This is a genomic window from Thermococcus sp. (assembly GCF_015521605.1).
Classification (GTDB): Archaea; Methanobacteriota_B; Thermococci; order Thermococcales; family Thermococcaceae; genus Thermococcus.
The window spans coordinates 1-26,938 of record NZ_WANV01000013.1 but is presented as its reverse complement, the minus strand read 5'-3'; the positions used below and the strand labels follow the sequence as shown (position 1 = coordinate 26,938).

Below are 26,938 nucleotides of genomic sequence, written 5' to 3'. Positions count from 1 at the left end.
TTCTGAAGGATTTTCTAACGGCCTCCCAGCTGAGCCTGTAGGTGTACTCGTAGCCCATCTCGATTAGCTTCCTGACCTCTTCCTCGCCGGCGCCGCGTTTCGGCTCCTCGGCTACGAAGTAGAAGAGCGGTGCCAGTATGAAGTTGGGAACGGAGGCTATTATGAACGGCGGCCTCCAGCTGGCTATGAGGCCGGCCATTATCATTCCGAAGAGGGTTCCGAAGCCGAAGGCGGTCTGTATGAAGGCGTAGCCCTTTCCGCGCTCCTCGCTCGGGAACATGTCCGCTATCAGGGAGTAGCCTATCGGGATTATCGAGCCGACACCGATGCCGGTGAAGAGCCTCATGAGGAGCAGCTCGTAGTAGTTGCCCACGAAGGCAGTCAGGAAGCAGGGTATCTCACCGATGAGGACGCCGATGACGAGGAGCTTCTTCCTGCCCTTGATGTCGGAGAGGAAGCCCCAGACTATCGTTATCAGCGCGCTCGTTGCGACGAATATCGTCGAGACGAGGCCCATCTGGGTCTCGCTTATCCCGAACTCGGCCATTATCTGCTGGTAGTTGGGGGGTAGAAGGTTCTGGTCGGCCATCAGAAAGGCCGCCATCAGGACGAGAAGGAGTATGGAAAGCCTGTTTCTAAGATTCCTCATTTACACCCCTCCAGGCTTCGTAGATGGCCCTAAACGCGTCGAGCCTCCTCTCGGGCAGGGGCTCCCAGCCCCGGGCGTCACTGTTCTCCGCGAGGAAGGCCCTTTCTCCCGCCACATCCCGTGAGAGGAAGTTCAGCCTCGCGTTGCCCTCGTCCAGCCTCCAGATGTCGAGGCTCTTATCGGGCGCCCAGCTCGAAGTCCTCAGGTAGAGCCTCCTGCCGGAATGGGGGAGCTCGCTCGGCGGCTTCACCTCCCTCCCGAGGGCCTCGAAGACCTTCAGGAAAGAATCGGCGGTTATCAGGTAGTCCGCCAGGGGGCGGTAGCCCAGGAACTCTATGTCGGTGCCGTAGAGGACTATGTCATCGAGGTTCTTAAGCCATTTTGCCCCCTTCCTCGGGTTCATCAGCGGGAACCTGCCGGCGGAGAGCATCACGACGGTGTTCACGTTCACCCAGATCGGGATTCCTGTTATCTCCTTCACGGCCTCGAGCGTAACCTTCCCAGGAAAGACGAGCTTGAGGGAGCGCTTCAGCTCCCTCAATCCAAGGAGGTAGTTAAGATACCTGTTTCCCTCGCCCCGCTGGGCCTTAATCAGGTGGGGATAGAGAGGCTTCACCGGCTTCACCGCCCTGTTGAGGTGGTCGGAGAGAACCAGCGCCTCGCCGTCGATGAATATCTCCTCGTAGCCGTTGTCCCGGAGTATGGCCGGCAGAATCGGGTCGTAGGCTAGCTCCGGCGGGAAGAAGAGCCTCGGGGAGACTCCGAGGAGTTCCTCCTTAACGCTTCTGTCCCTTTGTACCTGGGCCTCCACCCTGTCGAGGCTCAGGAGCGGGAGTATCGCGTGGCTGTAGGCAGTCCCGGTTATCTCGATCAGTCCGGTGGAGACCCCGTCCCTTATCAGGCCGATGACGTCCTCCGGGAGAAGTTCAAGCGTGAAGCCGGTGACGTTGAGGGCGAAGGGGATTTCCCTTTTGAGAAGGGTGGAGATTACGGGCCTGTATGCCTTCTCGATGACCCTTCCTATCTCCGCCTTCGGTATCTCCGCGTACTGGAGGTTGCCGTGGAGGAGGAGAGCGAGCAACTCAGACCCTCCTCACGCTTACCCCGTCGCTCGGGGTGACGAGGTGGTAGTCCGGCTCCCAGTTGAAGTGCCTCACGTATTCGTCAGTGACCCTCATCGCCACGTCCAGGGCCATCTCCTCGGGCACTATGGCCACCGCTGACCCTCCAAAGCCAGCTCCGGTAAGCTTCGCCCCGTAGGCACCGAGCTCTATCGCCCTTCTTACGAAGAAGTCCAGTTCCTCACTTGATACCTCGTAGTTCCTCGCCAGATCCCAGTGCGAGGCCGTCATCAGTTCTCCGAAGGTCCTGACGTCGCCGCTCCGCAGGGCGTCCCTCGCCTCAAGGACGCGCCGGTTCTCCCTCACGATGTAGCCAAAGAAGCGCCTGTAGAGGGCGGGAAGGCTCCTGAGTTCGCTCTCATCGACCTCCTTCGAAGTCCTCTTCCCCAGGAGGCGGAGCGTTTCCTCGGCAACTTTCCTCCTCTCGGCGTAGGCTGATCCCGCGAGTTCCCGCTTAACCCCTGTGTAGAACACGAGAACCCTCACATCCTCGGGAAACCTGATGTACTCGTGCTCCAGCGTGTCGGTATCGAGGAATATGACGTGCCCCCTCTTTCCGTGGACGACCGCGAACTGATCGAGTATCCCGCAGGGCACTCCAACGAACTCGTTCTCAGCCTTTTGAGCTAAGAGGGCCATCTCCACCGGCAGGAGGTTCAGCTCGTAGGCCTCGTTGAGAAAAGCCAGAACAGCCAGCTCAAGGCTCGCCGAGGAGCTTAATCCTGAACCTATTGGAAGGTCTCCGCCGAGGATTCCCTTCATCCCCCCGATGGTGTGCCCTTCCTCCATCAGAACCCAGAATATTCCCCTGACGTAATCCGCCCAGTCACCGGCTTTTCTGATTTCACCGAGGCCGAATTCCCTGACCTCCCTGAAGATCTGTGAGTATACTCTCACCCCCTCGTCCTTTTGGGCGTGCAGGACGGTGTAGAGGTCTATTGCCATCGGCATGACGTAGCCGAGGGCGTAATCCGTATGCTCCCCAATCAGATTGACCCTTCCGGGAGAATCAACGCGGTACATGATTCCACCAGAAAAGAATAAGGGCGGAAATATTTAAGGGTAGCGAGACTCAGGCGTTGCTGTACTGCCTCAGGATGTTGTAAATGTGCTGGGCGGCATCGGTGTAAAGTGTGAACTTCTTGCCCCTCGCGCGGAACTCAAGGTAGTAGCCACCGAGTAGTGCCTTCTTCAGCTCAATCCAGCTTATCTCATTCAACGGGATGTCCTCGTAGACCTCCCCGATTCCTGCGGCCCTCAAAGCGGCCTTGACTGCAACCGTGGCTACATACCCCCTCAGCCTGTACTTCCCTGTGAGCTTCAGTCTCTTGTTCGTTATGACGAGCGTTCCAACACGCTCTTGACTCATCGCGCCCATCTTGAAGCGCACCTCACCGCGGTAGAGCTCCCTCTCGGGTTCGTCAGCCGATACGGAGACCTTCTCAACGGTGGTGGGGACTTCAACGGGCTTGGCCTCGGCGAAGCGCTTTGCCTGCTCCTCTGTGAGCTTCGCTACCGCCCCGGTCTCGGCCTCGTAGGCTTCAACTACCGTTTTGAGCAGGAAGTAGTGGAACTCGAAGAGGTACTTGAAGAACTTAACATCACCTATGACGAACTTATCGCGCTCGTCGAGCATTTCCCTGGCCTCGCTGAGCAGTTCACGCATCTTCTCGACGTCGCCGAGGTAGAGGGCGTCGCATGCGCGGGCGGCGAAAGAGAGGGGTTCTTTGACATTCGGGAGGGTTTCATGGAAAGTTTCCCAATGACCATAACGCCGGATGTAAATACTCTCTTCCCACAATAACCGGCTAAATTCCTTCGAGATGTCATCAAATTTCTGGGGGATCCTCTTCTTCTTTAGCTGTTCTATTGATTCCTTGGCCTTTTTGAAGTGGTCCGAGGCCTCTTCAAAACTCCCCTTCTCCAGTGAGTTAACGGCGTTCTCCAGAATAGGCGCTGTTAAGGCAAAACCCAGCGTTATAGGCCCATCTTTTTTCTTGAGCGTCTCCACTGTACGCTCCAGAACCTTCCTGCACTCCTCTTTATCTATGCCGTTTTGGGTTAGGGCGTCGTTTATCTTCTGCTTGGTTTCGTCCTCGGACACGGAGGGTTTTATTAGGACTGGAGAAATAAACAGGAGTAGAAAAAAGAGGGCAGGAAATGCTAGTAGACCACCATAGAAGATTATCTTAAAAATCACGACAAGAGGGTTATTTTCCTCCAAAATAGAACCAACAGTTATCACTGCGGCACCTAAAAGGGATATGGCCATAGTTACTGAATATCTTTTTTCATCTGCTTCTTCTACCGCTCTCTCTCTCTCTCGAATAAACGGCTCTGCAATCTTAAGGCATTCTTCCGCCTTTTTGAAATAGTTCACTATGCTGAGACCCTTCCCCCGCTCCAGCTCTGCCTTCATCTTCTCAAGAAGAGTGTCGAGGTTGACGTTGGCCTGCAACGGACACCACCCGGCTTAGTACGGCGTGGAAGTACTTAGGGGTTTCGCTTGGGAAAGTGGGAGTTCATTTACCCTTCCAGCTACCCGTGCCTTAGGGCCCTCTCGATGACGGGGTCGGTTATGTGGTAACCGTCACTCCGCTTTTCGAGGTAACCGTATCGGATTAGGTTCCTGAGGGCGGTGTTCAGAGAGCCGTCGTTTATTCTCTTCCCCTCTACCCGCTCGAGGTAGGCCTTTATCGATGACCACGAAAGATAGCCATCCGCCACCGCCATCATTATCGTGAGGTATCGCTTGGAGTACCTTGAGAGCTCGTCTATTATGTCGCTCTTCGCCCTCTGGAACACCTCGTCGATGGCAACGCCGTGACTTCTCCCGCGGTAGCGGAGCCATCCGTACTCCCTCAGCCATCCCACGATGCCGTCGAGAACCTCAACGGCGTCCTCTATTTCGTTCTCCGGAATTTCCAGCCCAACTTCCCTGAATCCTTCTCTGAGGTATTGCAGGCTCTCATTCCTGCTGAAGCGGTCGAGATGGACTATCTCGTGTTCCCTCTTGTAGAGCGGGGAGTACCTGTCGTTAAAGCCGAGGAACTCCTCAAGTATTTGAATCTCCGACCCGGTGAGAATCAGGGTGATGTTCTCGTAGTTATCGTTTAGGGACGCGAAGAGGGCCGTGTAGTCGTAGTTGGAGTAACGGAGGTACTGGGCTTCGTCAAAGACAATCAAAGTCCTCTCCCCGCTCTTTTCGATGTCGTCGAGGATGTCTATTAGGTTGGTCTCGTTATCCTTGAACTCAACTCCTGAACCTGCAATCGTTACGCTCTTAAGCGAGCGGAGAAGCCTCATGACGGGAGCGTAGCTTTTTCTCGCGTCCAGCGATTTTGCTATCTCCTTCTTTATGAGCTCCGGCGGAATGTTCGCATGGATGCTCCAGAGTTTCCTTGCATCTATGTAACCACCCGCCATGTCTATTTCGTTAAGAAGAACTCTAACGAGGGTAGTCTTGCCCACGCGACGAATCCCCGTCAGGACTATAAGCGGTACTCCATCGTCTATAGCCGAGATTATCCTTTCAAACTCGTACTCACGGTCAAACATATCGTTCCTTGAATTCTTTACTCTGCTGAACAACATTGAGAGGTCCCCCCATGTTACATGGGGGGTCTATTATTTAAGGATTGTTATCCCGGGTCGAGCTACGGAATAGCAGAACACTTTGGGATCGTTCCTGATGAAATCACTATGGTTTTGCCTCCCAACCTCCGGCTTCAGAGCACTCAATGGTGAGCTTGGAACAGATCCGTCAAAAGAAAAACTGAAAAATTTTGGAGATGACGAAGTCACCCCATCTGCAGCGCTTCTCCGCGCAGCTCGCCCCTCTCGAAGCGGTACGGGTCGTACCACTCGACCGGAAGATCCGTCCTGCCCTTCGTTACCAGGTCCGCTACCATCTCTGCCACAGCTGGAGCCATCATGAAGCCGTGACCGCTGAAGCCCGCCGCTATGTAGTAGTCGCTCAGCTCCTCTATCTTTCCTATCGCCGGGTTGCTGTCCGGCGTCTTGGCGTAGTAGCCAGCCCATGTTCTGAGTATAAGAAGCTCCCTCAGGGCGGGGATTATCTTGGTGAAGTAGTAGCTGACCTCGCGCATGAACTCGTAGGTCGGGTTGAGGTCGTAGGTCGGGCCGAGCTCGTAGCCGACGCCGCCGACGACGCCGCCGTGGGCCGTCTGGGTGAGGTAAGCGTGACCGTACTTGAAGGATATGACCATCGGCCTGATGGCTCCCTTCCTTATGGGCTGCGTGATGACGGCCTGGTGCTTGTAGGGCTCTATTGGTATCTTCGTCCTTATCCCGGCCATCGCGTTGATGAGCTTGGCCCAGGCGTTGGTGGCGTTGATTACTATTCCGGTCTTTATCGTCCCCCTGCTTGTCTTGAGGCCCCTTATCTCGCCGTTTTCTATGAGGAAGTCCTTGACCTCGGTGTACTCGACCAGCCTGGCCCCGAAGCGCTCGGCGTTGAGGGCGAAGGCGGCGGTGGCGTAGAAGGGGTCTGCCTTTCCGTCCGTTGGATTCCACGACGCCGCGATGACCTCGCTGGTGTCGAGGAGCGGCACTATCTCCTTCGCCTCCTCCGGCGTTATGAGCCTGGTCGGAACCCCAAAGCGGTTCTGTATGGCTATGTTCTCCTTGAACTCCGCGACCTCATCGTCGTCGTAGAGCAGGAAGAGATAGCCGGTCTGCTCGAAGGAGAAGCCGTACTCCTCACTATAGCGATTCCACAGCTCGACGGAGCGCTTCATGACCTGGACGTTGGCCTCGTCGTTGAACTGCTGCCTTATGCCCGTTCCGCAGCGGAAGGTAGAGCCGGAGCCAATGAAACGCTTTTCAATGACTGTAACCTCCTCACCGCGCCTGGCCAGCTCGTGGGCGAGGGTTACTCCAACTATCCCCCCGCCGATGATGACTATCTCGCTCCTCTCGGGGAGCTCTTTACTCGGCATACTCATCCACCCCCTCGGCGGTGACCTTCATCCTGACGTTCTTCAGCGGCGGCCTTGCCACTGGGAGGTCGATGCGGCTCATGTCAGAGCCCGTCCTCTGCGAGACGACCACGGCTCCGTTGAAGAGGCAGAAGCGCCCCTGGCAGAAGCCCATCGCTAGGTGTGTCAGGCGCTTGATTATCTGAAGGTCGGTTATTCCGCTCCTGACCACGTCGTCCACCTTCTTCAGGGAGACGTCGCAGCCGCATATCTGGACGTCTTCAAGGTTGAAGCTCTCAAAATCTATCCTGTGGACGGTTATGGAGTCGGGCTCGTACTCCTTCAGCCTCTCCTCGTAAAGGCATGGACTTGACTCAAATCCAAACTCCCTGAGGATGTACGCCCCGACGAGCCTTCCCTCCAGGTAGTTGGCGTAGTGGGGCTTTATGCTGACGGCGCTCCCTGCGACGTATATGCCGTCCCTTATCCTGTGCTGGGAGTCGAGGACGGGCATGTAGTAGCCGCGTTTGAACTTCAGCTTTCCACCGGCCTGGGTTATCGGGTTGATGTCCGGCCTCCTCCCATCGGACACGATGACGGCATCGACCTCGTAAACGTGCCCGTTCATGTCGATGAGCCTCTCAACTTTCTCCTTCCCTTCAACGCGCTTTGGGTTGGGCACCACCACGTACTCGATTCCCCAGCGCTCCAGCTCCGGAACGATGTCCTCAGGCCTGCTCCCCACCACGGCGACCTTCCTTCCGGGAGCGACGCCCCACACGTTCATGACTTCGAGGGCAAAATCGCGCCTGAAGACACCTGGAAACTCGTTGTTCTCAAAGAGGAGGATGTTGTCAACCGCACCGACGGCCAGAACGACGCGCTTGGCCATCAGCTCGATGAGCTGGTTCTTCCCGGTGACTATCGGCACCAGGAAGTACTCGCCCTTGTCAAAGACACCGAGGGCTATCGTGCCCTTGAAAACCCTGACGTTCTCGTTGAACTTTCCGGTGAGCTCTTTAACGGCCCTCTTCGGGTCGCCGAACCCCTCCTGGGGCAGGCCCTTGAGCCACAGGTCTCCCCCGAGCCAGCCCTTCTCCTCGATTATCGCGGCGGTTAGATGTTCCTGAACCTCAAGCACTGCCCCTATTCCGGCAGGGCCGCCTCCGATGACCGCCACGTCAACTACCAGCCTCTCGACGGGCGTGCCCTCGTCGATCTCAACCGTCTCCTGGAACTCCCCGTAGTTCTGGCGCTCTATCCTCATGCCGTCCTTGACCTTGGTCTTTCTTCCGTTGATGTTCTTGACACCGTTGAGAACCACAGGGACAGGGCCGAAGGTGAAGGCGCCGCGCTTTCTGCCCTCAGTGCTGGTGGTGAGCCAGTAGATGCCGTTGGCCAGGAGAGCAACGGTGAGCTTTTCTCCCTCGTAGGCCTCCAGAGGTTGGCCTTCAAAATAGATTGTAACCCTCCTAGAAGGGTCTTTCTCGGTCAGGTCGAGCGGTCTCATGCTCCCACCTCAAAAACTCTGACGTACGTTCATATGTGAACGGAGATGCTTATAAACGTTAGGTTGGCCAAAAATGGTTTAAAACCATGGGTTGGCCTTTTGGGATGGAACGGCGCAGGAAACAGCGGAGAAAAAAGGGGAGGGGTCAGGCGAGCCCCCTGGTGAGGACGAACTCGGCGACGTTCTCCACCTGGCTCTTGGCTCTGGTCTCAGTGATGCTCTTCCTGCCGGCCCCCTCGATGGGAACCTTCTTGAATATCTCCTCGTGGAGCTTGACCACGTCCTCTGGTGGCTTGGTGAGGAGGCTGACGATTATTATGACCACCAGCGTCACGAAGAAGTTGATGAAGAACACCGGTATGCCGTTGAACCAGCCGCCGATCGTTCCAAAGAAGCCCGGAGCGTCCGGGTTGAACGCCCAGCCGTATATCTTGGCCTCAAGGATTACCTCGCTGATGAGACCGTAGGCCATGCCGATTATTGCTCCCTCCTTGGTTGCCCTCTTCCACCAGAGGCTCAGGGTGAGTATCGGGCCGAAGCCGACGGCCAGACCTCCCCAGGCCGTTGCGACCATCTGGTAGATGACCTTCGGGCCGCTGATGGCAAACCACAGACCGACGAGGGCGACGCCGGCAACGACGAGCCTTGATATGTTCACCATCTGCTTCTTGCCCAGCTCTTTGCCGAGGACCTTGTGGTAGAAGTCCCTGGCTATTGCCGAGGAAGCCACCAGCAGCTGTGAGTCCGCGGTACTCATGACGGCCGAGATTATACCTGCTATGACGAAGCCCGCCAGCCAGCTCGGCATGAGCTCAACCGCCATGGCGGGGATCACCTTCTCAGGATCGCTGACCTGCAGTATCCCAGCCTGATACATGGCAAATCCAAGGAATCCAGCAAAGAACGCACCCCAGAGGACGATTATCGTCCACGTGCCGCTGATGAATATACCCGGCCTCCTGAGCTTCCTCGGATCCTCAACGCTCATGTAACGGGTGACTATGTGGGGCTGGCCGAGATAGCCGACTATCCACGAGGCGTAGCCTATTGCGAAGACCAGTGCTGCTATTCCGGTGGCACCACCAAACGGATGGAGCTTCGCCGGGTCGGCGCTGCCTATTATCTGGGTTGCCCTCTCAAAGCCCCCTATCTCAGAGAGTGCCAGGAACGGGACGATTATCAGGGTCAGCAGCATGAACATTGCCTGAACGACGTCGGTCCAGACGACCGCAAAGAATCCACCCGTGATAACATAGGCCGTCAGTATGATGACGGTGATGAGGATTCCCATGTTGTCGCTTATGCCGAAGCCCTCTGCGAAGGTCTTTCCTCCGGCGGTGAACTGCGCGGCAACATAGGCGGTCATGAATATGACTATTATCAGTGCGCTCAGGATTCTTATCAGCTTGGTGTCGTCTTTGAGCCTTGCCTCCAGGTAGTCCGGGACTGTTATCGCCCTGAATTTACCAGCGTAGATTCTCAGCCTCGGGCCTATGAGGACATAATCGGCGAGGGTACCGAAGAGACAGCCGATGGCCGCCCAGAAGGCACCGAGACCGCTGGAAAAGGCAGCACCCGGATAACCGAGCATCAGCCAGCCGGAGAAGTCGCTGGCCTTGTCCGAGAGGGTGGCCGCTAAAACGTGAACCCTCCTGCCTCCAACGAAGTACTGATCCTCTGTCTTGGTGTATCTGTTGGCCCACCAGCCTATGTAAGCAAGCAGCGCGAGATACACCAGAAAACCGAAAAGTATCCCGCTGTTCATACCTTACCCTCCTCCCTAAGCGTTGTCATAAGGTCTTCGTCGTAGGCCAGAATCTCGTCGTCAACATAGTATTCCTTGCCGGTTATTCTGTCCCAGTAGCCGTACAGTAGCATCGTCAAAATTCCCAAAAGAGTGGGCACCAACAGGGTTGCCCAGGCCGAACCACTCAAGCCCATTTTACTTCACCTCGATACATCGGTGTGAATTAAGGGACATCAGTCCACAATATAGGTGCACTAAAATATAAACATATTGGTTTAACAGTTCCCGGTTAGGAACGGGATGTTGGGATATTGTGACAAATAAATGGTAACAGTTAATAACATATTTGATGAACAATGACAGGGATGGAATATGAGGGTCATGGTCATGAGGCCGATATTCAAACCGGAGGACGTTTCAAATCCAGATTTTGTGCTGTACCCGTACCACATATTCCATTTGAGGCTGTTCTACAGGCGGCTGGGCAGAAGCGACCGGGTTTTTGACTACTTTGCCTATGTAGACCTCTACCGCCTGGGAGCCGAGCGTGGGGACGGCTTTATAGACCTCCAAGAATGGGATGTGGATGAGAAAAAGACCATGGAACCCTTGGTCGACTACGAGGAGGCCAGGATGAAAGCCTTCGAGAGCGCGATAACCTGGGGGAACTCAAGGGTTGTCTCCTGGTGGCTTCCGAGGATAGAGATAGTTCGCGATGCCCGGGCCTACAAGGTGTTCTGGATTTTCGAGAGGGACGGCGAGAAGTTCCTTATGGACAGCCTCGACGGAAGGGAGTTCAGCCTTGAGAACCTCGTCGGGAAGAACGGGAGAAAGTGCAGGGGGCCGTTCTGCCGCTAGCGGGCGTGGATCTCCACTATGTCCCCATCTTCAAGCACGTGGTCGGCCCCAACACGCTGGCCAGGGAACTTGACGCTCTTGCCCCATACGCGGGCGTAGCGGAAGTTCCTGGCGAAGTCCTTGTGTATCCTCTCGGCCAGGTCCATAACCGTCGAGCCCTTCTTCAGCGGCACCGGTGGGTAGGCCGGCTCCTCTCCGGGGCTCTTGGTGAAGACGCGAATGATTCCGGCCAGCTCGTAGAGCTCGTCCTTGAGCTTGTCCAGCTGAATCTTCCTCTTAGCCGAGACTGGGATTATCTTGAACCTGTCTCCGTAGGCCTCAACGAGCTTCTCGTAGTTCTCCTTGCTCCCCGGGGCGTCGCCCTTGTTGGCGATGATTATGGCACGCCTCCAGACGAGGCTCTCATCCAGGGCGTCGGCGAACTCCTCAAGCGTAACCGGCTCCTTGACGGTTATCTCGGCGGAGTGTATCCTCTCCTCTCGGAGCATCTTCATGACTTCGCCTATGTCCCCCTTGATGTTCTCCTGGCCGTTGATCACGATTCCGCCCATGGCGGTTCTCTTGATCTCCACCCTCGGGCGGCGCTTGTTCAGCTTTATCCCTGCCCTTTCAAACTCCTTGAGGAGAATCTCCATCTGCTTTACTGGATCCTGGGAGAGGTCAACCACGATGGCTATCGCGTCCGCGTTCCTTATGACGCTCAGCAGCTGCGGCCCCATGCCCTTTCCAAGGGCTGCGCCCTCGACGAGACCGGGAACCTCAACGAGCTGTATCTGGACGTCTTTATGGTGCATCATGCCCGGAATAGGCTCGACCGTCGTGAACGCGTAGTCCGCGACGTCTATGTCAACGTTGGTGAGGGCCTTCATGAGCGAGCTTTTGCCAACGTTCGGAAGTCCCGCGAGAACTATCTGTGCCGCGCCCTCTTTTCTGACTGCCATCGACGGGCCGCCACCGCCTTTGCGCATCTGCCTCTGCTTCTCCAGCTCCTTCCTCAGCTCGGCGAGCTTCCTCTTTATCTGGAGCCGGAGCTTTTCCGTTCCTTTGTGTTTGGGGACTGTGGCGTACATCTTTTCGAGGGCCCGTATCTTCTCCGGGATAGTCTTGGCGTTCCTGTATTCCTCCTCCGCCGCAAGGTACTCTGCTGTCACGTTGGTTGGCATCGCTGGCCCTCCCAGAAGTTCTGAAGTAAAAGGCGAAAGGCGTTTTATAAAAGTATGGTTCATGGAAATCGGCAAGTTTATAAAACCTTTCGAAAATTTTTTACCGGCGGTGATGCTCATGCGAACCGGTTTGGACGATATAGACAGGAAGATCCTCTCCATACTCCAAAAGAACAGCAGAACGCCCCTGAGGGAGATATCCAAAGAGGTCAATCTCGCCGAATCGACCGTTTACGAGAGGATTAAGAAGCTGAAGGAGCGGGGCATAATAAGAAAGTTCACCGTGATACTCGACCCGGATTCCCTCGGCTTTAAGATCCTGGCGTTCATACTGATAAAGGCCAAGGCCGGGAAGTACTCCTACGTGGCGAGTGAGCTCAAAAAGTACCCGGAGATAGTAGAGATTTTCGAGACCACCGGCGATTACGACATGCTCGTCAAAATAAGAACCAGGGGGAGCGAGGAGCTTAACGAGTTCCTTGACACGATAGGTGAAATCGACGGCGTCGTGGCGACCCACACGATGGTAGTCCTCAAGGTTCATAAAGAAACGACCGAACTCCCCCTCTGACCATTTATGTCCAAAAAGCCTTATAAGTGCCCCTTTTCTATTTCCCTCTAAGCGTTTGGATGGAGGTGTTTGAGATGAAGGTGCTGTTTCTTAGTGCCGACGGTTTTGAAGACCTGGAGCTTATCTACCCCCTCCACAGGATAAAGGAGGAGGGACACGAGGTCTACGTGGCTAGCTTTGAGAGGGGCAAGATAACGGGCAAGCACGGCTACTCCGTCAACGTTGACCTTGCCTTTGAGGAGGTTGACCCGGACGAGTTCGACGCCCTCGTCCTTCCCGGCGGGAAGGCGCCCGAGATAGTCAGGCTCAACGAGAAGGCCATCGAGATAACCAGAAAGATGTTCGAGGCTGGAAAGCCGGTGGCGAGCATCTGCCACGGGCCGCAGATACTCATTTCAGCTGGTGTCCTGAAGGGCAGGAAGGGCACTAGCACCGTAACCATCAGGGACGACGTGAAGAACGCCGGCGCCGAATGGGTGAACGAGGAGGTAGTCGTCGACGGCAACTGGGTCAGCTCAAGACACCCCGGCGACCTCTACGCCTGGATGAGGGAGTTCGTCAAGCTCCTCCGCTGACCTTCAACTTTTCTTTGTGACTCTTGTTGGGCGTAAACTTTATACGGAAACATGATGATATTTTCATTGGTGGAGTGCATGCGCAGGAGGGGAGGATTGTTTGGTGCGCTGCTTGGTGTGACCCTCATAATTCTCATGGTCGGCGCACTGGTGGCGGTTCTGGCCGTCAGGGGAGACATCAGCATAGGTGGGGCAACGCCGAAGAAGACCGCTGGAAAGGTCGTTAAGTTCGGGGAGTTCAACGCCTCCGCGCTGAAGGTCAGAGAGGTGGTCGGTGACGTCTCGATCGTTGGCACCAACGTGAGCAAAATCACTGTTAAGAGCAACCTGCCGATAAACGTCAGCCTTGAGAACGGTGTTCTGACCGTTTACTGTCCGACGAAAAGGGTGGGCATCAGCCACAGAAACGTCTGCAGCGATTACCGGAACGGTACAGTGGTGGTTGAAGTCCCTGAAAAACTGCTTGGACTGAGGGTTGATAACGTCGTTGGGGACGTCCTCGTGGCCGCTGAGTCCACCGGAGTGGACGTTACGGACGTTGTGGGTGAGGTTAGGGGCACTTCCCGGAACGATTACCACCTCTCGGACATCGTGGGCGATGTGTATCTCAACGTCGCGGAAGGTGCGACGATAAGCGACGTCGTCGGGGACGTTAAGATAGCCGTTCCGGAGGGCTTTGGTGCGGCGCTAACGGCCAAGGACATCGTTGGGGACGTAACGAACACCGCCGCTGGAGAGAAGGGCACCGCCATGGTGGTCGTGACTGACGTCGTTGGGGACGTGGAGATAAGGGGGTGAGTTTTTAAAGCCCCTGACCTTTCATTTCCCTGGTGATGCCAATGGCGAAGGAACTCAAGCGCTCCAGAGAGAACAGAATCCTCCTCGGTGTTCTCGGTGGGATAGCCGAGCATCTCAACGTTGACCCCACCCTCGTAAGGCTGATATTCGTGGTTCTCCTGGTGTTCAACCCGGTGGCTATGACGTTGCTCTACTTCCTCGCGGCCCTGGTGATACCCGAGGATGAAACGGACACGGAAGAGCCCCTCTCCGAGAGAATCGACGACCTGATAGACGAGACGGGGGAGAGACTGGGGGAGGTGTTTTCGGGCAACGAAAACTCCAGGGCAATAGCCCTCCTGCTGATACTGCTGGGTGCAATACTGCTGGCCGGGCCGTTCATGCCATTTCTCCTGCCCGCCCTTGATTTCAGGACGTTGCTCGCGGTCGTGTTCCTGGTAATCGGCATAATCCTCCTCACGAGGGGTGATTGAGATGAGAACCCTTGGCTGGATTTTCATTTTCCTTGGCGTTCTTTTGCTCATGAGGGAGTTCCAGCCCTCCTTCCTGGATTGGCTCAGGCCGTACGCGCCGTACATAAAGGACGCCTTCTGGGGGGTCACGCTCATAGCCTTCGGACTCTACGCCCTGACCAGAAGAACCGCCCGCAGGCTTGTGCTGCTCCTGTACCTTCTTTATCTGCTCCTCTACCTGGTGGTGTGAATGGAGCGGTGGAGGATAATCCGTGCCTTCACGCTGGGCCCGCTCCTTGAGGCGGCCGTTCCAAAGCCGGGCAACGTAAGCCGCTTCAGGGACTTCGACGACCTCACCTTCTACCACTTTCTCTTCGCGGAGACCTCGGTGCTGGGCATCTATTACGAGGCTGTGAAGACGGCTGAGCTTTTGAGAAAAGGTGTACTGGAACCCAGGGACGCAGGACTCGGGGAGCTGATAAAGCGCGCCGTTCAGAACTCGCGCGAGAGTCAGGACGCCAACCCGAATTTTGGTGTCATTGCCCTCTCGATTCCCCTCATAATGGGGCTGACAATGGGCCGCAACATGCTCGATGCAAGGAAAAAGGCGAGGCTTCTGATAGAGGAATCGACGGTCAGGGACACGATGGAGTTCTACCGGGCGATAAGGATAGCCAACCCCAAGGGAATTCCAAGCGGGGTCAAGTACGATGTTTACAGCGATGAGTCCTTCAGGGAGCTGTTTCAGGACGGGATTAACCTTGCCAGACTCGCCGAGATCAGCTGCGAGCGTGAGCTTATCTTCTGCGAGTGGATTGGGGAGTACGAGCTGAGCTACAAGACCTTTGGAAGGCTCTACGAGCTGATAAAGGAACTCCCGCTTGAGGACGCGGTTGTGGAGGCATTTCTTGAGCTCCTGGCTGAGAGGGAGGACACGCTCATAATGAGGAAGGCGGGAAGGGGGGAGGCAGAGCTCGTGAGGAAAAAAGCTGGGGAGGTTCTCAACGGAAAGCTCTCCCCAAAGGAGTTCGACGCCTTCATGCGGGAGAAAGGCGATCTAAGAAATCCTGGCAGTCTCGCTGATATAATGGCCGTCTCGCTGAGCCTGCTCGTTTTGAGGGGGCTCAAGATGGAAATCAGAAACGGAAAGGTGTGGGGGGTCATAGGACGACCTTGAGGCGCTTTGCCCCTCCCAGGCCCAGGCCGATGGCCCTGCTGTCTATGACGACGGCATCCCCATCGAGCTCCTCGACCACACGTATCTTGAGCCCCGAGAGCTCGAAAACCTCCTCCTCGTCCCCAAACTCCTCGTTGAGCTGCTCCCTTATGAACTCGTAGGCTTTCTTGCCCACGAGCACGACATCAGGTTCGTAGCCGTCGAGCTTCAGCTCGTTGGCCTTCTCCTCAACCGAGCTGAGAACCCTTATCAGGTCACCGCGCATGGTATCACCAGCCTCAGGTTGTCGCCCACACGTATTAACCTTTTCCTCAGAGCCCAAACGCCCCCTTTATCCCGTTGATTATCATCTGCACCGCCATTGAGGTCAGTATGAGGCCCATCATCCTCGTCATCACCTTGATGCCGACCCGTCCCAGTCTCGCCTTTATCCCGTTGGCGGAGCACAGGACGAGCCAGACCGTCACCGCTATCGCCACGATGCTGGCTATGACAGTGGCCTTTGCCGGGATGGAGGGACTTTTGGCCATGTATATCATCACAGTGGTTATGGCTCCGGGGCCCGAGATAAGGGGAATCGCCAGCGGAATCACGGCGACCTCCTCCAGAGTCACGACCTCCTCGCTGAACTCCTCGGTTTCCTCCCTGCTTATCTTAACCGTTGAGAGCTTTCCAGAGAGCATCTCCATCGCCATCTTGAAAAGGAGTATCCCGCCCGCTATCGCAAAGGCGTCTGTGCTCGACCCGAAGAACCGGAATATCCACTGGCCGATGAGTGCAAATGTTATCAGGGTCAGGGCAACTGTGATGGCGGTCTTGGTGGCTATCTCGTGCCTTTCGCCCCTTGAGAGGTCGTGGGTAACCCCCAGGAAAACCGGAACCGCACCGACCGGGTTGGTTATTGCGAACAGCCCTCCGTAGAGTATCACGAAGTACTTGACCAGCTCTATCACGTCATCACCCGAAGGCGGGAAGAAGAGGGGGTTAAAAACCTAACCTCTGACTATCTCGAAGGAGTATGTGACCTCCGCACCGCTGAGCTTCACGTGCGCGCTGGCCGAGCAGTACTTGTCCTGGCTCAGCTCTATGGCGCGTCTGGCCTTCTCCTCACTCACGTTGCCGTAGATTTTGTAGTGAAGGTGGACTTTCCTGTATATGCGGGGATGTTCCTCGCGTCTCTCACCGCTTATCTCCACCTCCAGCCCTTCAATCGGCTCGCGCATCTTCTGGAGTATAATGACGACGTCGTAGGCGGTGCATCCGGCGACGCTCAGGAGAAGGAGCTTCATGGGGCTTATGCCGCCGTCCCCGAGAATTATCGAGCACTGGTCCGTATCCATCTTCCCGATGAACTGCGTGTTCTCGACCCACTTGACGCGTCCCCTGATCTCATCTGTCATGTTTTTCACCCGTTAGTGTAAACGCAATTCCTTTTAAGGCCTTTTCGTAGGCAAAAACATGTACATCCGTCCCTTCGACCCCTGGAAGGCGAAGCTCTGCACCTGCCCCTTCAAGTACACGCTGAACATCTACACCGGCTGCGACCATGCCTGCGTTTACTGCTACATAACGGCATACATCCCCAACGCCTTCAGGGTGAGGACCAAGGAAGGCCTCCTGCCGAAGCTGGAGCGGGAGCTGAGAAAGTTCGACAGGAGGTATATCGTAGCCCTCTCCTACTCCTCTGACCCCTACCCAACGGTCGAGCGTGAACTGGGCATAACCCGGAGCGTCCTTAAGCTCTTCAAACGCCACGACGTCCGCTGTCTGCTCCTCACGAAGTCGGACATATTCGTGCGTGACCTGGACGTTCTAAGCGAGCTGAAGTGCGCCGTTGGGATAACCGTGACCACAGTGGATGAACGGAAGGCGAAGTTGCTGGAGCCAAACGCCCCGTCGCCGGGGGCGAGGATTAAGGCCCTGAAACAGGCCAAGGAAGAGGGCATCCCCGTCTACGCTCGCATTGACCCGATAATACCGTTCTACACCTGGGAAGACTTCGATGAGACGCTCGAAGCTCTGGATTTCGTTGACCACATAACCGTTTCAACCCTCAAGCTCAGGCCTGACTCAAAGAGGAGAATGTTTGCCAAGTTCCCGGAGCTAATGGAGAAGCTGTGGCCGCTCTATGAGCGGGGTGAGAGGATAGGGGGCTACCACTACCTCCCGAGGGAGGTGAGGTTCGGAATCCTCCGCGAGGCAGAGGGAAAGATACTGGAAAGGGGCATCACGTTTGGCTCGTGCCGGGAGGGCTACCGGTCGTATCCGAGCTGTGATGGCTCTCATCTTGTTCCCTTGTGAGCTCCTCCCTGAGTTCGGCCTCTATCTCGGTCTTTTCCAGCTCCATCTTTTTGATGCGGTACTCGGCGGCGGCGCGCACGAACGCTTCAAAGACCCTCCTCATCTCCGGCAGGTATTCTGGCTGCCACTGGAGGCCGAGTATGAACCCTTCAACCCCCTCGATGGCCTCGATAAGCCCGTCCACGGCATAGGCAACGGGTTTTATTCCTTCTCCGACCCTCTTCGTTGCCTGGTGGTGGAAGCTGTTGACCTTCAGGTACACCTCGTTTGTGCCCTCGATGCTCAGCTGATCCTTGAGTATCTCATAAAGCTTTGAGCTGGTCTTTATCCTGATGCCGTGAACCCTCTGACTTGGCCCCACAAGGTTTATGTCCCAGTCGTGCTTTATTGCCTTGGGGATGTCGTTTAGGTCCTGATAGAGCGTTCCACCGAGGGCAACGTTTATCACGTGCATCCCGCGTGAGATTCCCAATATAGGAACTCCCTTCTCGACAGCCTTCTTGACGAGGCATATCTCAAACTCGTCCCTCTCCACATCGACGTATTTTATGGCGCTTGAGGGGTCTTCCCCGTAGAAGTAGGGATGAACGTCGGGCCCCTCTATGAGGAGTATCCCGTCCACGTGCTCAAGAACCTCGTCGGGCGAGCAGTTGATGTTAAAAACCGCCGGAACGCCTCCAGCTTCGGCTATCCTCTCAATATGCCGCCTGTCCAGAAAAAGCCTGTTCTTGGAGGGATCGGTCTGTCCGATTATACCAATCAGTGGCTTCATAAGCATCACCACTAGGGTGTGTGTTCGTACCAGAATAAAAAGCTTTGCGAGAAGAAAAAGAAGAGGCGTCAGCCCTTGAGGGCCTTCATTTCTTCCTCTATGACCTCTGCGAGCCTCTTAACACCGTCACGTATCTTGTCCTCTGGCACGTAGGTGAAGTTGAGGCGCATCGTGTTCTTCACGTCGCGGTGAGCAAAGAACGCCTCACCGGGGACGTAGGCGACCCCCTTTCTTATGGCCTTCTCCGCCATGAGCTTGGTGTCTATGCCCTCCGGCAGGGTAACCCAGATGAACATTCCTCCGTCGGGCTTCGTCCACTTGACTCCCTCTGGCATATACTCTTCCAGGGCCTCAAGCATCGCGTCCCTTCTCGGCCTGTAGAACTCTATGACCTTTGGAATGTGCCTGTCCAGGTGGCCGTCGGCGACGTACTTCCAGGCGATAACCTGCCCGAAGGGGTTCGCACAGAGGTCAACGGCCTGCTTGGCTATCTCTATCTTCCTGATGAAGTGCGGGTGAGCGGCTATCCATCCCAGCCTGAATCCAGGGGCAAATATCTTTGAGAATGTTCCGAGGTACAGAACCCTTCCCTCGTCGTCGAAGTGCTTGATCGGCGGTATTGGCTCGCCGGAGTAGCGGAGCTCGCTGTACGGGCTGTCCTCGACGATGAGGAAGTCGTACTCCCTGGCGAGTTCTATAAGCCTCTTCCTTCTTTCGAGGCTCATCGTGACTCCCGCTGGATTCTGGAATGTGGAGACGGTGTAGACGAACTTGACCTTCTTTCCTTCGGCGCTGAGCTTCCTGAGCTTCTCTTCGAGTATGTCAACGATCATACCATCGTCGTCCATCGGTATGCTGAGGAACTCCGGGTCGTAGTACTTGAAGGCGTTGAGAGCCGCGAGGTAGGTGGGTCCCTCAACGACGACTATGTCACCGGGGTTTATGAAGACCCTGCCGATGAGGTCGAGGGCCTGCTGTGAACCTGCTACCATCATTATCTCGACCTTGCTGGTCGGGATGCCGTAGCGCTTCTCCATCCAGTCCGCCAGCGCGAGGCGGAGCGGGGTGAATCCTTTGGTGGTTCCGTACTGGAGGGCCTTATCCGCGTGGTGGGTTATAACCTCCGCGGTTATCTCCTTGATGATCTCGACGGGAAACGTCTCGGGAGCGGGAAGGCCCCCAGCGAGGGATATGACGTTGCCTGCCTCGACGAGCTTGAGAAGCTCCCTAATCTCCGAGGCCTTCATACCCTGAGCTTTGTCCGAGAAGTACGCCTCAAAATCCAGTGACCCTGAACTCAGCTTGCGCATAAGTTTCTCCTCCACTTCCGTTCCCCCCATTTAATGCACACTTTTGAGCACGTCACCAAGTCTATACACGTAAAGGTAGCGGCGATTGGTTATAAATCTTTCTGCAATGGTCGTTAGTGCCATTTACATTTGTAAAGTATGGCCGGGGCGTATTTTTAGAAACATCAACGAACCTAACCGTGCATGGATGAACACGAAAAGCTCTATAAACCCTCCCACCATAATCTGGGTTTACCGGAGAGGGGTGATGGAGATGGCGGTAGTGAAGGAAGTGCTTGAGATAGCCGAGGAGATAAAGAACATGGAGATCAGGGGGGCAGGCAAAATCGCCCGCTCGGCGGCGTACGCCCTCCAGCTCCAGGCCGAGAAGAGCAGGGCAACGAACGTGGACGATTTCTGGAACGAGATGAAGCAGGCGGCGAAGATACTCTACGAGACCCGGCCAACTGCAGTTTCCCTTCCAAACGCGCTCCGCTACGTCATGCACCGCGGTAAAGTGGCGTACGCCGGAGGCGCCGACCTCGACCAGCTGAAGTTCATAGTCATAAACGCCGCGAAGGAGTTCATCCACAACTCCGAGAAGGCCATAGAGAGGATAGGCGAGATGGGGGCGAAGAGAATAGAGGACGGCGACGTCATAATGACGCACTGCCACAGCAAGGCCGCTATAAGCGTCATGAAGACCGCCTGGGAGCAGGGGAAGGACATTAAGGTCATAGTCACGGAGACAAGGCCCAAGTGGCAGGGCAAGCTCACCGCGAAGGAGCTGGCCAGCTACGGCATCCCGGTCATCTACGTCGTCGACAGCGCCGCGAGGCACTACATGAAGATGACGGACAAGGTGGTCATGGGTGCGGACAGCATCACCGTCAACGGTGCGGTCATAAACAAGATTGGGACGGCCTTAATAGCACTCACCGCAAAGGAGCACAGGATCTGGACCATGATCGCTGCCGAGACCTACAAGTTCCACCCCGAGACGATGCTCGGCCAGCTGGTCGAGATAGAGATGCGCGACCCCTACGAGGTCATCCCCAAGGAAGAGCTTGAAACCTGGCCGAAGAACATAGAGGTCTGGAACCCGGCGTTCGACGTTACTCCCCCGGAGTACATCGACGTCATCATAACCGAGCGCGGAATAATCCCGCCGAGCGCCGCTATTGACATCCTCAAGGAGGAGTTCGGCTGGGCCCTCAAGTACACCGAGCCCTGGGAGGACTGAGGACTTTTTTTCTTTTCTCTCACGCTGTTCTACCGGTAGGGCTTAAAAGGGGTATGCCTTTTATACTTCGGAGACAAAAACTGAGAAGGTGATGATGATGAAAGCGTACCTTGCCGAGAACGTCAGGGGCATATACGCCTTTGACGAGAGCGGTAATCTCATTGATCAGAGGGTCTTCTCAGGAAGGCCGGAAGCGAGCCTCGACAGGCTTTTGAAGGGTGAGCCAAGCGACGAGCTGATATCTTTCCTTGACGAACTCCGGGAGAGGGGCTACGATGAGTTCGTTCTGGAGGACTCCGAGCTGAGCCGGAACTTGAAGGAGCTCGGCTACAACACCTCCGCCGAGTTCCCGAACGTCGCCGGGGAAAAGCTCCGCTCCAGCCCGGAAGAGTTCCTTGGCGAGGGCTGGTTCGAGGAATACTACTCAGTGGGCGTCGCTCTAACGAGGCTCCGCATACAGGAGCAGAGCGGGGCAAGGGACAAGATGATAATCCAGGCCATCGAGTCCCTCGACGATATCGACAAGGTGATCAACCTCCTCGTTTCACGCCTCAGGGAGTGGTACAGCCTGCACTTCCCGGAGCTGGACGAAATCCTCCCCAAGCACCAGCAGTACGTTGCCTTCGTCAAGGCAGTCGGCCCGAGGGAGAACGTCAGTGAGGAGAAGCTCAAGAGCCTTGGCCTCCCCGAGGGCAAGATCGAGAAGATTATAAAGGCCGCGGAGACCTCGATGGGCGCTCCCCTCGGAAAGTTCGATGCCGACATAATCATGAAGCTGGCCAGCGAGATAAGTGACCTCTACAAGCTCAGGGAGCAGATTGAGGACTACCTTGAGATGGCCATGGACGAGGTTGCCCCGAACCTGAAAGCTTTAGTCGGTGCGAAGCTCGGCGCCAGGCTGCTCAGCCTCGCTGGAGGCCTCAAGGAGCTCGCCATGATGCCGGCCTCGACCATACAGGTTCTCGGTGCCGAGAAGGCGCTCTTCAGGCACCTGAGGAGCGGTGCAAAGCCTCCGAAGCATGGCGTCATCTTCCAGTATCCGGCAATAAACCGCTCGCCGTGGTGGCAGAGGGGTAAGATAGCGAGGGCCTTGGCCGGAAAGCTCGCCATAGCTGCCAGAGTTGACTACTTCTCAGGTGAATACATAGCCGAGGAGCTGAAGCAGGAGATAGAGCAGCGCATCCAGGAGATAAAGCAGAAGTACCCGAACCCGCCCAAGAGGAAGGCCAAGCCTGAAAAGAAGAAAAAGAAGAAGTTCAAGGGCAAGGAGAAGAGGGGCAAGGGCTTCGGTGGAAAGAAGAAGGAAAAGGCAGGAAAGGGCAAGAAGGGCGAGAAAGGTGGAAAGAAAAAGAAGAAGGGCAAGAGGTGAGGTAGATGAGGATTAAGAGGCACAAGTTTCCGGGCGTTTACGTCTTCGTTGATGAGGACGGTAGCGAGAAGATAGCCACCAGGAACCTCGTTCCGGGCCAGAAGGTCTACGGCGAGAGGCTGATCAAGTCCGAGGGCGAGGAGTACAGGGTCTGGAACCCGAGGCGCTCGAAGCTCGCCGCGGCAATACTCAACGGCCTCAAGAACTTCCCGATAAAGCCAGGCTCAAAGGTTCTCTACCTCGGAGTCGCGAGCGGAACGACCGCCAGCCATGTCAGCGACATAGTGGGCTGGGAAGGAAAGGTCTTCGGCGTGGAGTTCTCACCACGCGTCCTGAGGGAGCTCGTCCCACTGGTTGATGAGCGCAGGAACATCGTGCCGATACTCGGCGACGCCACCAAGCCCGAGGGCTACCGCGCGCTCGTGCCGAAGGTCGACGTCATCTTCGAGGACGTTGCCCAGCCGACCCAGGCGAAGATACTCATAGACAACGCCAGGGTTTACCTCAAGAGCGGCGGCTACGGCATGATAAGCGTTAAGAGCAGGAGCATCGACGTCACGAAGGAGCCGGAGCAGGTCTTCAAGGAGGTCGAGAAGGAGCTCTCCGAGTACTTCGAGGTCGTCGAGAGGCTTTCGCTTGAGCCCTACGAGAAGGACCACGCGCTGTTCGTCGTCAGGAAACCGTGAGGTTTCTTCCTTTTTTATCGTTTATCGTCGAAAAAACCTTTTACTTTCACCGAAAGGCTTTTATAACTCGCTCATGAACCTTAGCCGAAGTTACGTTCAGCTTTTGTAGGTGATGCACCATGAAAAAGCTCCTGAAGCCAAGGCGCGAAGTCGGCATTGTCGGCTACGGTGCCTACGTCCCGATGTATAGAATCAAGGCGGAAGAGATAGGAAGGGTCTGGGGAGTTTCCAGCTTTCCGATACAGGAGAAGGCCGTTCCCGGTCTCGATGAGGATGCGCTCACGATAGGAATCGAAGCCGCGAGAAACGCCCTTAAGAGGGCAGGGATAGACCCGAGGCTTATCCGCGCCGTCTGGTTCGGAAGTGAGAGCAAGCCCTACGCGGTCAAGCCGACCGGTACCGTCATAGCGGAGGCAATAGGCGCGACCCCGGATGTAAGCACGGCCGACTTTGAGTTCGCCTGTAAGGCCGGAACCGAGGCGCTTCAGACCGCAATAGGCTTTGTCGGCTCGGAGATGGCCGACTACGCGATGGCCATTGGGGCGGATACGGCACAGGGAAGGCCCGGCGACCACCTTGAGTTCACCGCGGGAGCGGGTGGAGCCGCCTTCATAGTCGGCCCCAAGAGTTCCGAAACGGTTGCTTACTTCGAGGGCAGCTACTCCTACGTTACCGATACGCCGGACTTCTGGAGGCGCCAGCACGAGCATTACCCGAGGCACGGAAACAGGTTCACCGGCGAGCCGGCCTACTTCCACCACATAGTCAACGCCGCCAAGACCCTCATGGAGGAGCTCGGTCTGACCGTCAACGACTTCGACTACGCCGTCTTCCACCAGCCGAACGTCAAGTTCCCGCTCACCGTTGCCAAAATCCTCGGCATTCCGAAAGAGAAGGTTCTCCCCGGTCTGCTCACCGGGATCATAGGGAACACCTACAGCGGTGCAACGATGGTCGGTGTCTCTGCCGTTCTCGACATAGCCAAGCCCGGCGACAGGATCCTGTGGGTTTCCTTCGGTTCCGGGGCCGGAAGCGACGCCTTCAGCGTTGTTGTTCAGGACGCCATCGAGGAGAAGAGGGATCTGGCACCTACGACCATGGACTACGTGAACAGGAAGAAGTACATCGACTACGCCCTCTACGCGAAGGCGAGGAGAAAGTTCATCATGTGAGGTGGTTGAGATGAGGAAGGCAGTCATAATCGGTGCCGGTATGACCCCGGTTGGTGAGCACTGGAAGCTCGGATTGAGGGATTTGGCCGTTGAGGCGCTCCTCAACGCCATGGACGACGCTGGAATCGACAGGGTGGATTCGCTCTACGTCGGAAACATGATTTCCGGGCCCTTCGTTGAGCAGGAGAACCTCGGTGCGCTCATAGCCGACTGGGCAGGACTTGGGAACATTCCGGCCGTTAAAATCGAGGCCGCCTGTGCCAGCGGCGGTGCCGCCGTCCAGGAGGGAGTCAAGGCAGTCCTCAGCGGGCTAGAGGATGTAGTTGCCGTGGTCGGCGTCGAAAAAATGACCGATGCCTGGCCGAGCGACGCCACCAGATACCTCGCCTACGCGGCAGACGCTGAGTGGGAGCTCTTCCACGGGGCGAGCTTTGTCGCTCTCAACGCACTCGTCATGCGCTACTACATGAAGACCTACGGCTACACCGAAGAGGACCTTGCCCTCTTTGCGGTTAACGCTCACGCCAACGGCGCCAAGAACCCCTACGCCATGTTCAAACGTCCGATTAAGGTTGAGACAGTCCTCAAGAGCCCCTACGTTGCCGACCCGCTCAAGCTCTTCGACGCCTCGCCGGTCTGCGATGGTGCGGCATCGGTTATAATTACCACACCGGAGAAGGCCAAGGAGCTTGGCGTTCCGAAGGAGAAGTGGGTCGAAGTAGCTGGAATGGGGCGCGCCATAGACACCATAAGCCTCGCCAGCAGGGAGGACTTACTCACCCTCAAGGCCGCCAAGGTGGCCGCTGAAAGGGCCTACAAGATGGCGGGCGTCGAGCCGAATGACATTGACTTCTTTGAGGTTCACGACGCCTTTACCGTGATGGCTGCCCTCAGCCTCGAAGCCCTCGGTGCCGCGAAGAAGGGAGAGGGAGCGAAGCTGGCCAAGGAGGGACAGATAGCCATTGACGCCGACTATCCGATACAGACCATGGGCGGGCTCAAGGCAAGGGGACACCCCGTCGGTGCCACCGGCGTTTACCAGACGGTTGAAGCGGTGCTCCAGCTCCGCGGCGAGGCGCCGAGCCAGGTGCCCGATGCGGAAGTCGGCCTGACCCAGAACATAGGTGGAACCGGTTCGAACATAACGGTCAACGTCTTTAGGAGGGTCTGAAATGGCGCGCCCGATGCAGGTTTCCCGCTACTGGAGGCACTTCCGTGAGAAGTACAGGCTCATAGGTGGAAAGTGCGAGAACGGCCACGTTCACTTCCCGAAGAGGTCGATTTGCCCGGTCTGCGGCTCAAGAAACGTCGAGGAAATCAAACTGAGCGGAAAGGGCAGGGTCATCAGCTGGACGATAGTCAGGAACCCGCCGAGCGGCTTTGAGTACTACAAGCCCTTCCCCCTGGCACTGATAGAGCTTGAGGAGGGCCCCGTGGTTCTCGCCCAGCTGACCGACGTTGATCCCGAGGAAATAGACTTCGGCATGGAGGTAGAGGTCGTCACCAAGAAGATAAGGGAGTTCGAGGAGGACGGAATAATCCTCTACGGCTACAAGTTCAGGCCGCCTGTGAAGTGAAGGCCTTTTTCCGCTTCCTTTTTACATCCAACGCGGCTCATGCCTTCTCAATCTTCAGCCTGTCCCCGTTCTCGAACTCCACCTCCAGTTTTCCGCGCTCGGCGTTGACCTTCACCCCATCGACGACGGCCTCTACCTTCCCGTCCCTGGCCTCCACTCCGAGCATCTCCGCTATCTCGCCAACGCTCTTCAGGGAGCCGTTTATGGTGGTTTCAATCCTGTCTCCCCCGCTCTCTACAACGACCTTCAGCCTGCCTTTACCTTCGCGTATGAAACTTTCCTCCTTCAATTTCCCCATCTTCTCGGGATCGGACGGTCTTATGTACGACATCAAACCACCTGCTTCCCTTTTTCACGGGGTGCACCGTCCTTCCGCAGGTCTTTGACCATGCGCACCCATATCCCGCTCTGACCAACGCGTTTGAACCCGTAGTCCTCGTAGAACCTGATGGCCTTCTCGTTCTTCTCCCCGACCCACAGCTCTATTCTGTCGTTGTGCTCTCCCAGGTACTCAAGGCACTTTTCCATGAGCCTGTGGCCTATCCCGTGCCCCTGGAACCGTTTGTCAACCACGAACTCGTGGATCGCCCCGACGGTTCTTCCCTCGTATTTGCTGTACCAGTCGCTGTCGCAGACTATAAAGCCCGCTATCTCATCGCCGACCTTTGCGACGAAAAAGCCGTCCTTTGCCTTGCCCCAGCACCATCGAAGGTAGCGCTTCGCGTAGCTCTCTCCCTCACCGCCGTATTCGCGCATGCCCTCGTATCCCCTCATGTATATCTCAATGAGCCTCTCCAGCGTTTCCTGGTCGAGCCTTTGGAGCCTCTCTATCCTTACCCCGCTCATCAATATAAGCTCATCGAGGGGTTTAAAAAGCCTGACTTCGAGCCTTAAGTGGAGCAAGAAGGTGGTTGAGATGGGGAAAGCCAAGCCTAGATACTGCGAGATATGTGGGGCCCCAATAAGGG

Annotated in this window: 31 protein-coding genes; 14 read left to right on the top strand and 17 right to left on the bottom strand. The window is 56.3% G+C overall.

What is annotated here, in order from left to right:
- The 9 genes from F7C11_RS02220 to F7C11_RS02180 form a co-directional block, all read right to left on the bottom strand.
- The coding region (locus F7C11_RS02220; RefSeq protein WP_297090517.1) for an MFS transporter at positions 1 to 649 on the bottom strand (649 nt) is incomplete at its 3' end.
- The gene (locus F7C11_RS02215; protein ID WP_297090516.1) at positions 636 to 1,730 is read right to left on the bottom strand and encodes a polysaccharide deacetylase family protein; all 1,095 of its coding nucleotides are present in this window, start codon (positions 1,728 to 1,730) and stop codon (positions 636 to 638) included. The genes F7C11_RS02215 and F7C11_RS02220, both read right to left, overlap by 14 nt.
- Position 1,731: 1 nt before the next feature.
- Positions 1,732 to 2,793, bottom strand: coding sequence for a galactokinase (locus tag F7C11_RS02210; RefSeq protein ID WP_297090514.1), 1,062 nt, complete (start codon positions 2,791 to 2,793; stop codon positions 1,732 to 1,734).
- Positions 2,794 to 2,842: 49 nt separating this feature from the next.
- Positions 2,843 to 3,874: a hypothetical protein gene (locus F7C11_RS02205; RefSeq protein ID WP_297090512.1), complete on the bottom strand. Its 1,032-nt coding sequence runs from the start codon at positions 3,872 to 3,874 to the stop codon at positions 2,843 to 2,845.
- Between the two features lie 434 nt (positions 3,875 to 4,308).
- A complete protein-coding gene (locus F7C11_RS02200; RefSeq protein ID WP_297090509.1) occupies positions 4,309 to 5,328 on the bottom strand; it encodes an ATP-binding protein in 1,020 nt (339 codons plus the stop codon).
- Between the two features lie 242 nt (positions 5,329 to 5,570).
- Positions 5,571 to 6,731, bottom strand: a complete 1,161-nt coding sequence (locus F7C11_RS02195) for an FAD-binding oxidoreductase (RefSeq protein ID WP_297090507.1) — start codon at positions 6,729 to 6,731, stop codon at positions 5,571 to 5,573.
- On the bottom strand, positions 6,721 to 8,220 hold the full coding sequence (locus tag F7C11_RS02190) for an FAD-dependent oxidoreductase (protein WP_297090505.1): 1,500 nt from the start codon (positions 8,218 to 8,220) through the stop codon (positions 6,721 to 6,723). Before F7C11_RS02190 ends, F7C11_RS02195 begins: the two co-directional genes overlap by 11 nt.
- 145 nt (positions 8,221 to 8,365) lie before the next feature.
- Positions 8,366 to 9,985, bottom strand: a complete 1,620-nt coding sequence (locus F7C11_RS02185; protein WP_297090503.1) for a sodium/proline symporter — start codon at positions 9,983 to 9,985, stop codon at positions 8,366 to 8,368.
- Positions 9,982 to 10,161, bottom strand: coding sequence for a hypothetical protein (locus F7C11_RS02180; RefSeq protein WP_297090501.1), 180 nt, complete (start codon positions 10,159 to 10,161; stop codon positions 9,982 to 9,984). The genes F7C11_RS02185 and F7C11_RS02180 overlap by 4 nt, the downstream gene beginning before the upstream one ends.
- Positions 10,162 to 10,339: 178 nt before the next feature.
- Between F7C11_RS02180 and F7C11_RS02175 the strand changes: the two genes are divergently transcribed.
- Positions 10,340 to 10,825, top strand: a complete 486-nt coding sequence (locus F7C11_RS02175; protein WP_297090499.1) for a hypothetical protein — start codon at positions 10,340 to 10,342, stop codon at positions 10,823 to 10,825.
- Here F7C11_RS02175 and F7C11_RS02170 read toward each other — a convergent pair.
- Positions 10,822 to 11,988, bottom strand: a complete 1,167-nt coding sequence (locus tag F7C11_RS02170) for a GTP-binding protein (RefSeq protein WP_297090498.1) — start codon at positions 11,986 to 11,988, stop codon at positions 10,822 to 10,824. The two genes, F7C11_RS02175 and F7C11_RS02170, sit on opposite strands and share 4 nt — an antisense overlap.
- Positions 11,989 to 12,106: 118 nt before the next feature.
- Here F7C11_RS02170 and F7C11_RS02165 point away from each other — a divergent pair, with 118 nt between their 5' ends.
- The 6 genes from F7C11_RS02165 to F7C11_RS02140 all read left to right on the top strand — a co-directional run bounded on the left by F7C11_RS02165 (position 12,107) and on the right by F7C11_RS02140 (position 15,561).
- Complete coding sequence (locus F7C11_RS02165; RefSeq protein WP_297090528.1) at positions 12,107 to 12,559, top strand: Lrp/AsnC family transcriptional regulator; 453 nt, start codon at positions 12,107 to 12,109, stop codon at positions 12,557 to 12,559.
- 74 nt (positions 12,560 to 12,633) lie between these two features.
- Positions 12,634 to 13,134, top strand: a complete 501-nt coding sequence (gene pfpI / locus F7C11_RS02160) for a deglycase PfpI (RefSeq protein WP_297090496.1) — start codon at positions 12,634 to 12,636, stop codon at positions 13,132 to 13,134.
- A 69-nt stretch (positions 13,135 to 13,203) separates the two neighbouring features.
- On the top strand, positions 13,204 to 13,932 hold the full coding sequence (locus F7C11_RS02155) for a hypothetical protein (protein ID WP_297090493.1): 729 nt from the start codon (positions 13,204 to 13,206) through the stop codon (positions 13,930 to 13,932).
- A gap of 41 nt (positions 13,933 to 13,973) precedes the next feature.
- Positions 13,974 to 14,405, top strand: coding sequence for a PspC domain-containing protein (locus tag F7C11_RS02150; protein WP_394354837.1), 432 nt, complete (start codon positions 13,974 to 13,976; stop codon positions 14,403 to 14,405).
- Between the two features lies 1 nt (position 14,406).
- On the top strand, positions 14,407 to 14,634 hold the full coding sequence (locus tag F7C11_RS02145) for a hypothetical protein (protein WP_297090490.1): 228 nt from the start codon (positions 14,407 to 14,409) through the stop codon (positions 14,632 to 14,634).
- Positions 14,635 to 15,561 carry a triphosphoribosyl-dephospho-CoA synthase gene (locus tag F7C11_RS02140; protein WP_297090488.1) on the top strand — a complete coding sequence of 309 codons (927 nt, stop codon included), beginning with the start codon at positions 14,635 to 14,637 and terminating at the stop codon, positions 15,559 to 15,561.
- Here the strand turns inward: F7C11_RS02140 and F7C11_RS02135 are convergent.
- From F7C11_RS02135 to F7C11_RS02125, 3 genes are read right to left on the bottom strand one after another with little or no spacing between them, the layout of a single operon-like run.
- Entirely contained in the window at positions 15,545 to 15,826 is a 282-nt protein-coding gene (locus tag F7C11_RS02135) for a family 4A encapsulin nanocompartment shell protein (RefSeq protein WP_297090487.1), read from the bottom strand. The genes F7C11_RS02140 and F7C11_RS02135 overlap by 17 nt on opposite strands.
- A gap of 46 nt (positions 15,827 to 15,872) precedes the next feature.
- Complete coding sequence (gene snatA, locus F7C11_RS02130; protein ID WP_297090485.1) at positions 15,873 to 16,514, bottom strand: neutral amino acid NAAT transporter SnatA; 642 nt, start codon at positions 16,512 to 16,514, stop codon at positions 15,873 to 15,875.
- A 39-nt stretch (positions 16,515 to 16,553) separates the two neighbouring features.
- On the bottom strand, positions 16,554 to 16,961 hold the full coding sequence (locus F7C11_RS02125) for an OsmC family protein (protein ID WP_297090526.1): 408 nt from the start codon (positions 16,959 to 16,961) through the stop codon (positions 16,554 to 16,556).
- A 58-nt stretch (positions 16,962 to 17,019) separates the two neighbouring features.
- On the opposite strand from F7C11_RS02125, the gene F7C11_RS02120 reads away from it, so the two are divergent.
- Positions 17,020 to 17,862, top strand: a complete 843-nt coding sequence (locus tag F7C11_RS02120; protein ID WP_297090483.1) for a radical SAM protein — start codon at positions 17,020 to 17,022, stop codon at positions 17,860 to 17,862.
- On the opposite strand, the gene F7C11_RS02115 is transcribed toward F7C11_RS02120, so the two are convergent.
- Entirely contained in the window at positions 17,789 to 18,634 is an 846-nt protein-coding gene (locus F7C11_RS02115; RefSeq protein ID WP_297090524.1) for a gamma-glutamyl-gamma-aminobutyrate hydrolase family protein, read from the bottom strand. The genes F7C11_RS02120 and F7C11_RS02115 overlap by 74 nt on opposite strands.
- 68 nt (positions 18,635 to 18,702) lie before the next feature.
- Positions 18,703 to 19,959 (bottom strand): PLP-dependent aminotransferase family protein, encoded by a 1,257-nt coding sequence (locus tag F7C11_RS02110; RefSeq protein ID WP_297090481.1) that lies wholly within the window; start codon positions 19,957 to 19,959, stop codon positions 18,703 to 18,705.
- A gap of 238 nt (positions 19,960 to 20,197) precedes the next feature.
- Here F7C11_RS02110 and F7C11_RS02105 point away from each other — a divergent pair, with 238 nt between their 5' ends.
- The 6 genes from F7C11_RS02105 to F7C11_RS02080 all read left to right on the top strand — a co-directional run bounded on the left by F7C11_RS02105 (position 20,198) and on the right by F7C11_RS02080 (position 25,970).
- On the top strand, positions 20,198 to 21,166 hold the full coding sequence (locus F7C11_RS02105) for a ribose 1,5-bisphosphate isomerase (RefSeq protein ID WP_297090521.1): 969 nt from the start codon (positions 20,198 to 20,200) through the stop codon (positions 21,164 to 21,166).
- A 97-nt stretch (positions 21,167 to 21,263) separates the two neighbouring features.
- Positions 21,264 to 22,535, top strand: a complete 1,272-nt coding sequence (locus tag F7C11_RS02100) for a C/D box methylation guide ribonucleoprotein complex aNOP56 subunit (protein WP_297090519.1) — start codon at positions 21,264 to 21,266, stop codon at positions 22,533 to 22,535.
- Positions 22,536 to 22,540: 5 nt separating this feature from the next.
- Positions 22,541 to 23,221 carry a fibrillarin-like rRNA/tRNA 2'-O-methyltransferase gene (locus F7C11_RS02095; protein WP_297090479.1) on the top strand — a complete coding sequence of 227 codons (681 nt, stop codon included), beginning with the start codon at positions 22,541 to 22,543 and terminating at the stop codon, positions 23,219 to 23,221.
- Between the two features lie 119 nt (positions 23,222 to 23,340).
- Positions 23,341 to 24,393 (top strand): hydroxymethylglutaryl-CoA synthase, encoded by a 1,053-nt coding sequence (locus F7C11_RS02090; RefSeq protein ID WP_297090477.1) that lies wholly within the window; start codon positions 23,341 to 23,343, stop codon positions 24,391 to 24,393.
- A gap of 10 nt (positions 24,394 to 24,403) precedes the next feature.
- Positions 24,404 to 25,564, top strand: coding sequence for a thiolase domain-containing protein (locus tag F7C11_RS02085; RefSeq protein WP_297090475.1), 1,161 nt, complete (start codon positions 24,404 to 24,406; stop codon positions 25,562 to 25,564).
- A 1-nt stretch (position 25,565) separates the two neighbouring features.
- Positions 25,566 to 25,970 carry a Zn-ribbon domain-containing OB-fold protein gene (locus tag F7C11_RS02080; RefSeq protein WP_297090473.1) on the top strand — a complete coding sequence of 135 codons (405 nt, stop codon included), beginning with the start codon at positions 25,566 to 25,568 and terminating at the stop codon, positions 25,968 to 25,970.
- Positions 25,971 to 26,007: 37 nt separating this feature from the next.
- On the opposite strand, the gene F7C11_RS02075 is transcribed toward F7C11_RS02080, so the two are convergent.
- Positions 26,008 to 26,301: a hypothetical protein gene (locus tag F7C11_RS02075; protein ID WP_297090471.1), complete on the bottom strand. Its 294-nt coding sequence runs from the start codon at positions 26,299 to 26,301 to the stop codon at positions 26,008 to 26,010.
- Entirely contained in the window at positions 26,301 to 26,816 is a 516-nt protein-coding gene (locus F7C11_RS02070; protein WP_297090469.1) for a GNAT family N-acetyltransferase, read from the bottom strand. Before F7C11_RS02070 ends, F7C11_RS02075 begins: the two co-directional genes overlap by 1 nt.
- Positions 26,817 to 26,938: the final 122 nt, after the last annotated feature.

Bases quoted from the DNA above. Each gene is read 5' to 3' on its own strand.
- F7C11_RS02100 (WP_297090519.1), top strand. From the start codon at position 21,264: ATGAAAGCGTACCTTGCCGAGAACGTCAGGGGCATATACGCCTTTGAC.
- F7C11_RS02125 (WP_297090526.1), bottom strand. From the start codon at position 16,961: ATGACAGATGAGATCAGGGGACGCGTCAAGTGGGTCGAGAACACGCAG.
- F7C11_RS02200 (WP_297090509.1), bottom strand. From the start codon at position 5,328: ATGTTTGACCGTGAGTACGAGTTTGAAAGGATAATCTCGGCTATAGAC.
- F7C11_RS02075 (WP_297090471.1), bottom strand. From the start codon at position 26,301: ATGTCGTACATAAGACCGTCCGATCCCGAGAAGATGGGGAAATTGAAG.
- F7C11_RS02095 (WP_297090479.1), top strand. From the start codon at position 22,541: ATGAGGATTAAGAGGCACAAGTTTCCGGGCGTTTACGTCTTCGTTGAT.
- F7C11_RS02145 (WP_297090490.1), top strand. From the start codon at position 14,407: ATGAGAACCCTTGGCTGGATTTTCATTTTCCTTGGCGTTCTTTTGCTC.
- F7C11_RS02140 (WP_297090488.1), top strand. From the start codon at position 14,635: ATGGAGCGGTGGAGGATAATCCGTGCCTTCACGCTGGGCCCGCTCCTT.
- F7C11_RS02185 (WP_297090503.1), bottom strand. From the start codon at position 9,985: ATGAACAGCGGGATACTTTTCGGTTTTCTGGTGTATCTCGCGCTGCTT.
- F7C11_RS02190 (WP_297090505.1), bottom strand. From the start codon at position 8,220: ATGAGACCGCTCGACCTGACCGAGAAAGACCCTTCTAGGAGGGTTACA.
- F7C11_RS02120 (WP_297090483.1), top strand. From the start codon at position 17,020: ATGTACATCCGTCCCTTCGACCCCTGGAAGGCGAAGCTCTGCACCTGC.
- F7C11_RS02090 (WP_297090477.1), top strand. From the start codon at position 23,341: ATGAAAAAGCTCCTGAAGCCAAGGCGCGAAGTCGGCATTGTCGGCTAC.
- F7C11_RS02175 (WP_297090499.1), top strand. From the start codon at position 10,340: ATGAGGGTCATGGTCATGAGGCCGATATTCAAACCGGAGGACGTTTCA.
- F7C11_RS02150 (WP_394354837.1), top strand. From the start codon at position 13,974: ATGGCGAAGGAACTCAAGCGCTCCAGAGAGAACAGAATCCTCCTCGGT.
- F7C11_RS02165 (WP_297090528.1), top strand. From the start codon at position 12,107: ATGCGAACCGGTTTGGACGATATAGACAGGAAGATCCTCTCCATACTC.
- F7C11_RS02105 (WP_297090521.1), top strand. From the start codon at position 20,198: ATGGCGGTAGTGAAGGAAGTGCTTGAGATAGCCGAGGAGATAAAGAAC.
- F7C11_RS02195 (WP_297090507.1), bottom strand. From the start codon at position 6,731: ATGCCGAGTAAAGAGCTCCCCGAGAGGAGCGAGATAGTCATCATCGGC.
- pfpI (WP_297090496.1), top strand. From the start codon at position 12,634: ATGAAGGTGCTGTTTCTTAGTGCCGACGGTTTTGAAGACCTGGAGCTT.
- F7C11_RS02080 (WP_297090473.1), top strand. From the start codon at position 25,566: ATGGCGCGCCCGATGCAGGTTTCCCGCTACTGGAGGCACTTCCGTGAG.
- F7C11_RS02115 (WP_297090524.1), bottom strand. From the start codon at position 18,634: ATGAAGCCACTGATTGGTATAATCGGACAGACCGATCCCTCCAAGAAC.
- F7C11_RS02085 (WP_297090475.1), top strand. From the start codon at position 24,404: ATGAGGAAGGCAGTCATAATCGGTGCCGGTATGACCCCGGTTGGTGAG.
- F7C11_RS02210 (WP_297090514.1), bottom strand. From the start codon at position 2,793: ATGTACCGCGTTGATTCTCCCGGAAGGGTCAATCTGATTGGGGAGCAT.
- F7C11_RS02135 (WP_297090487.1), bottom strand. From the start codon at position 15,826: ATGCGCGGTGACCTGATAAGGGTTCTCAGCTCGGTTGAGGAGAAGGCC.
- F7C11_RS02180 (WP_297090501.1), bottom strand. From the start codon at position 10,161: ATGGGCTTGAGTGGTTCGGCCTGGGCAACCCTGTTGGTGCCCACTCTT.
- F7C11_RS02170 (WP_297090498.1), bottom strand. From the start codon at position 11,988: ATGCCAACCAACGTGACAGCAGAGTACCTTGCGGCGGAGGAGGAATAC.
- F7C11_RS02070 (WP_297090469.1), bottom strand. From the start codon at position 26,816: ATGAGCGGGGTAAGGATAGAGAGGCTCCAAAGGCTCGACCAGGAAACG.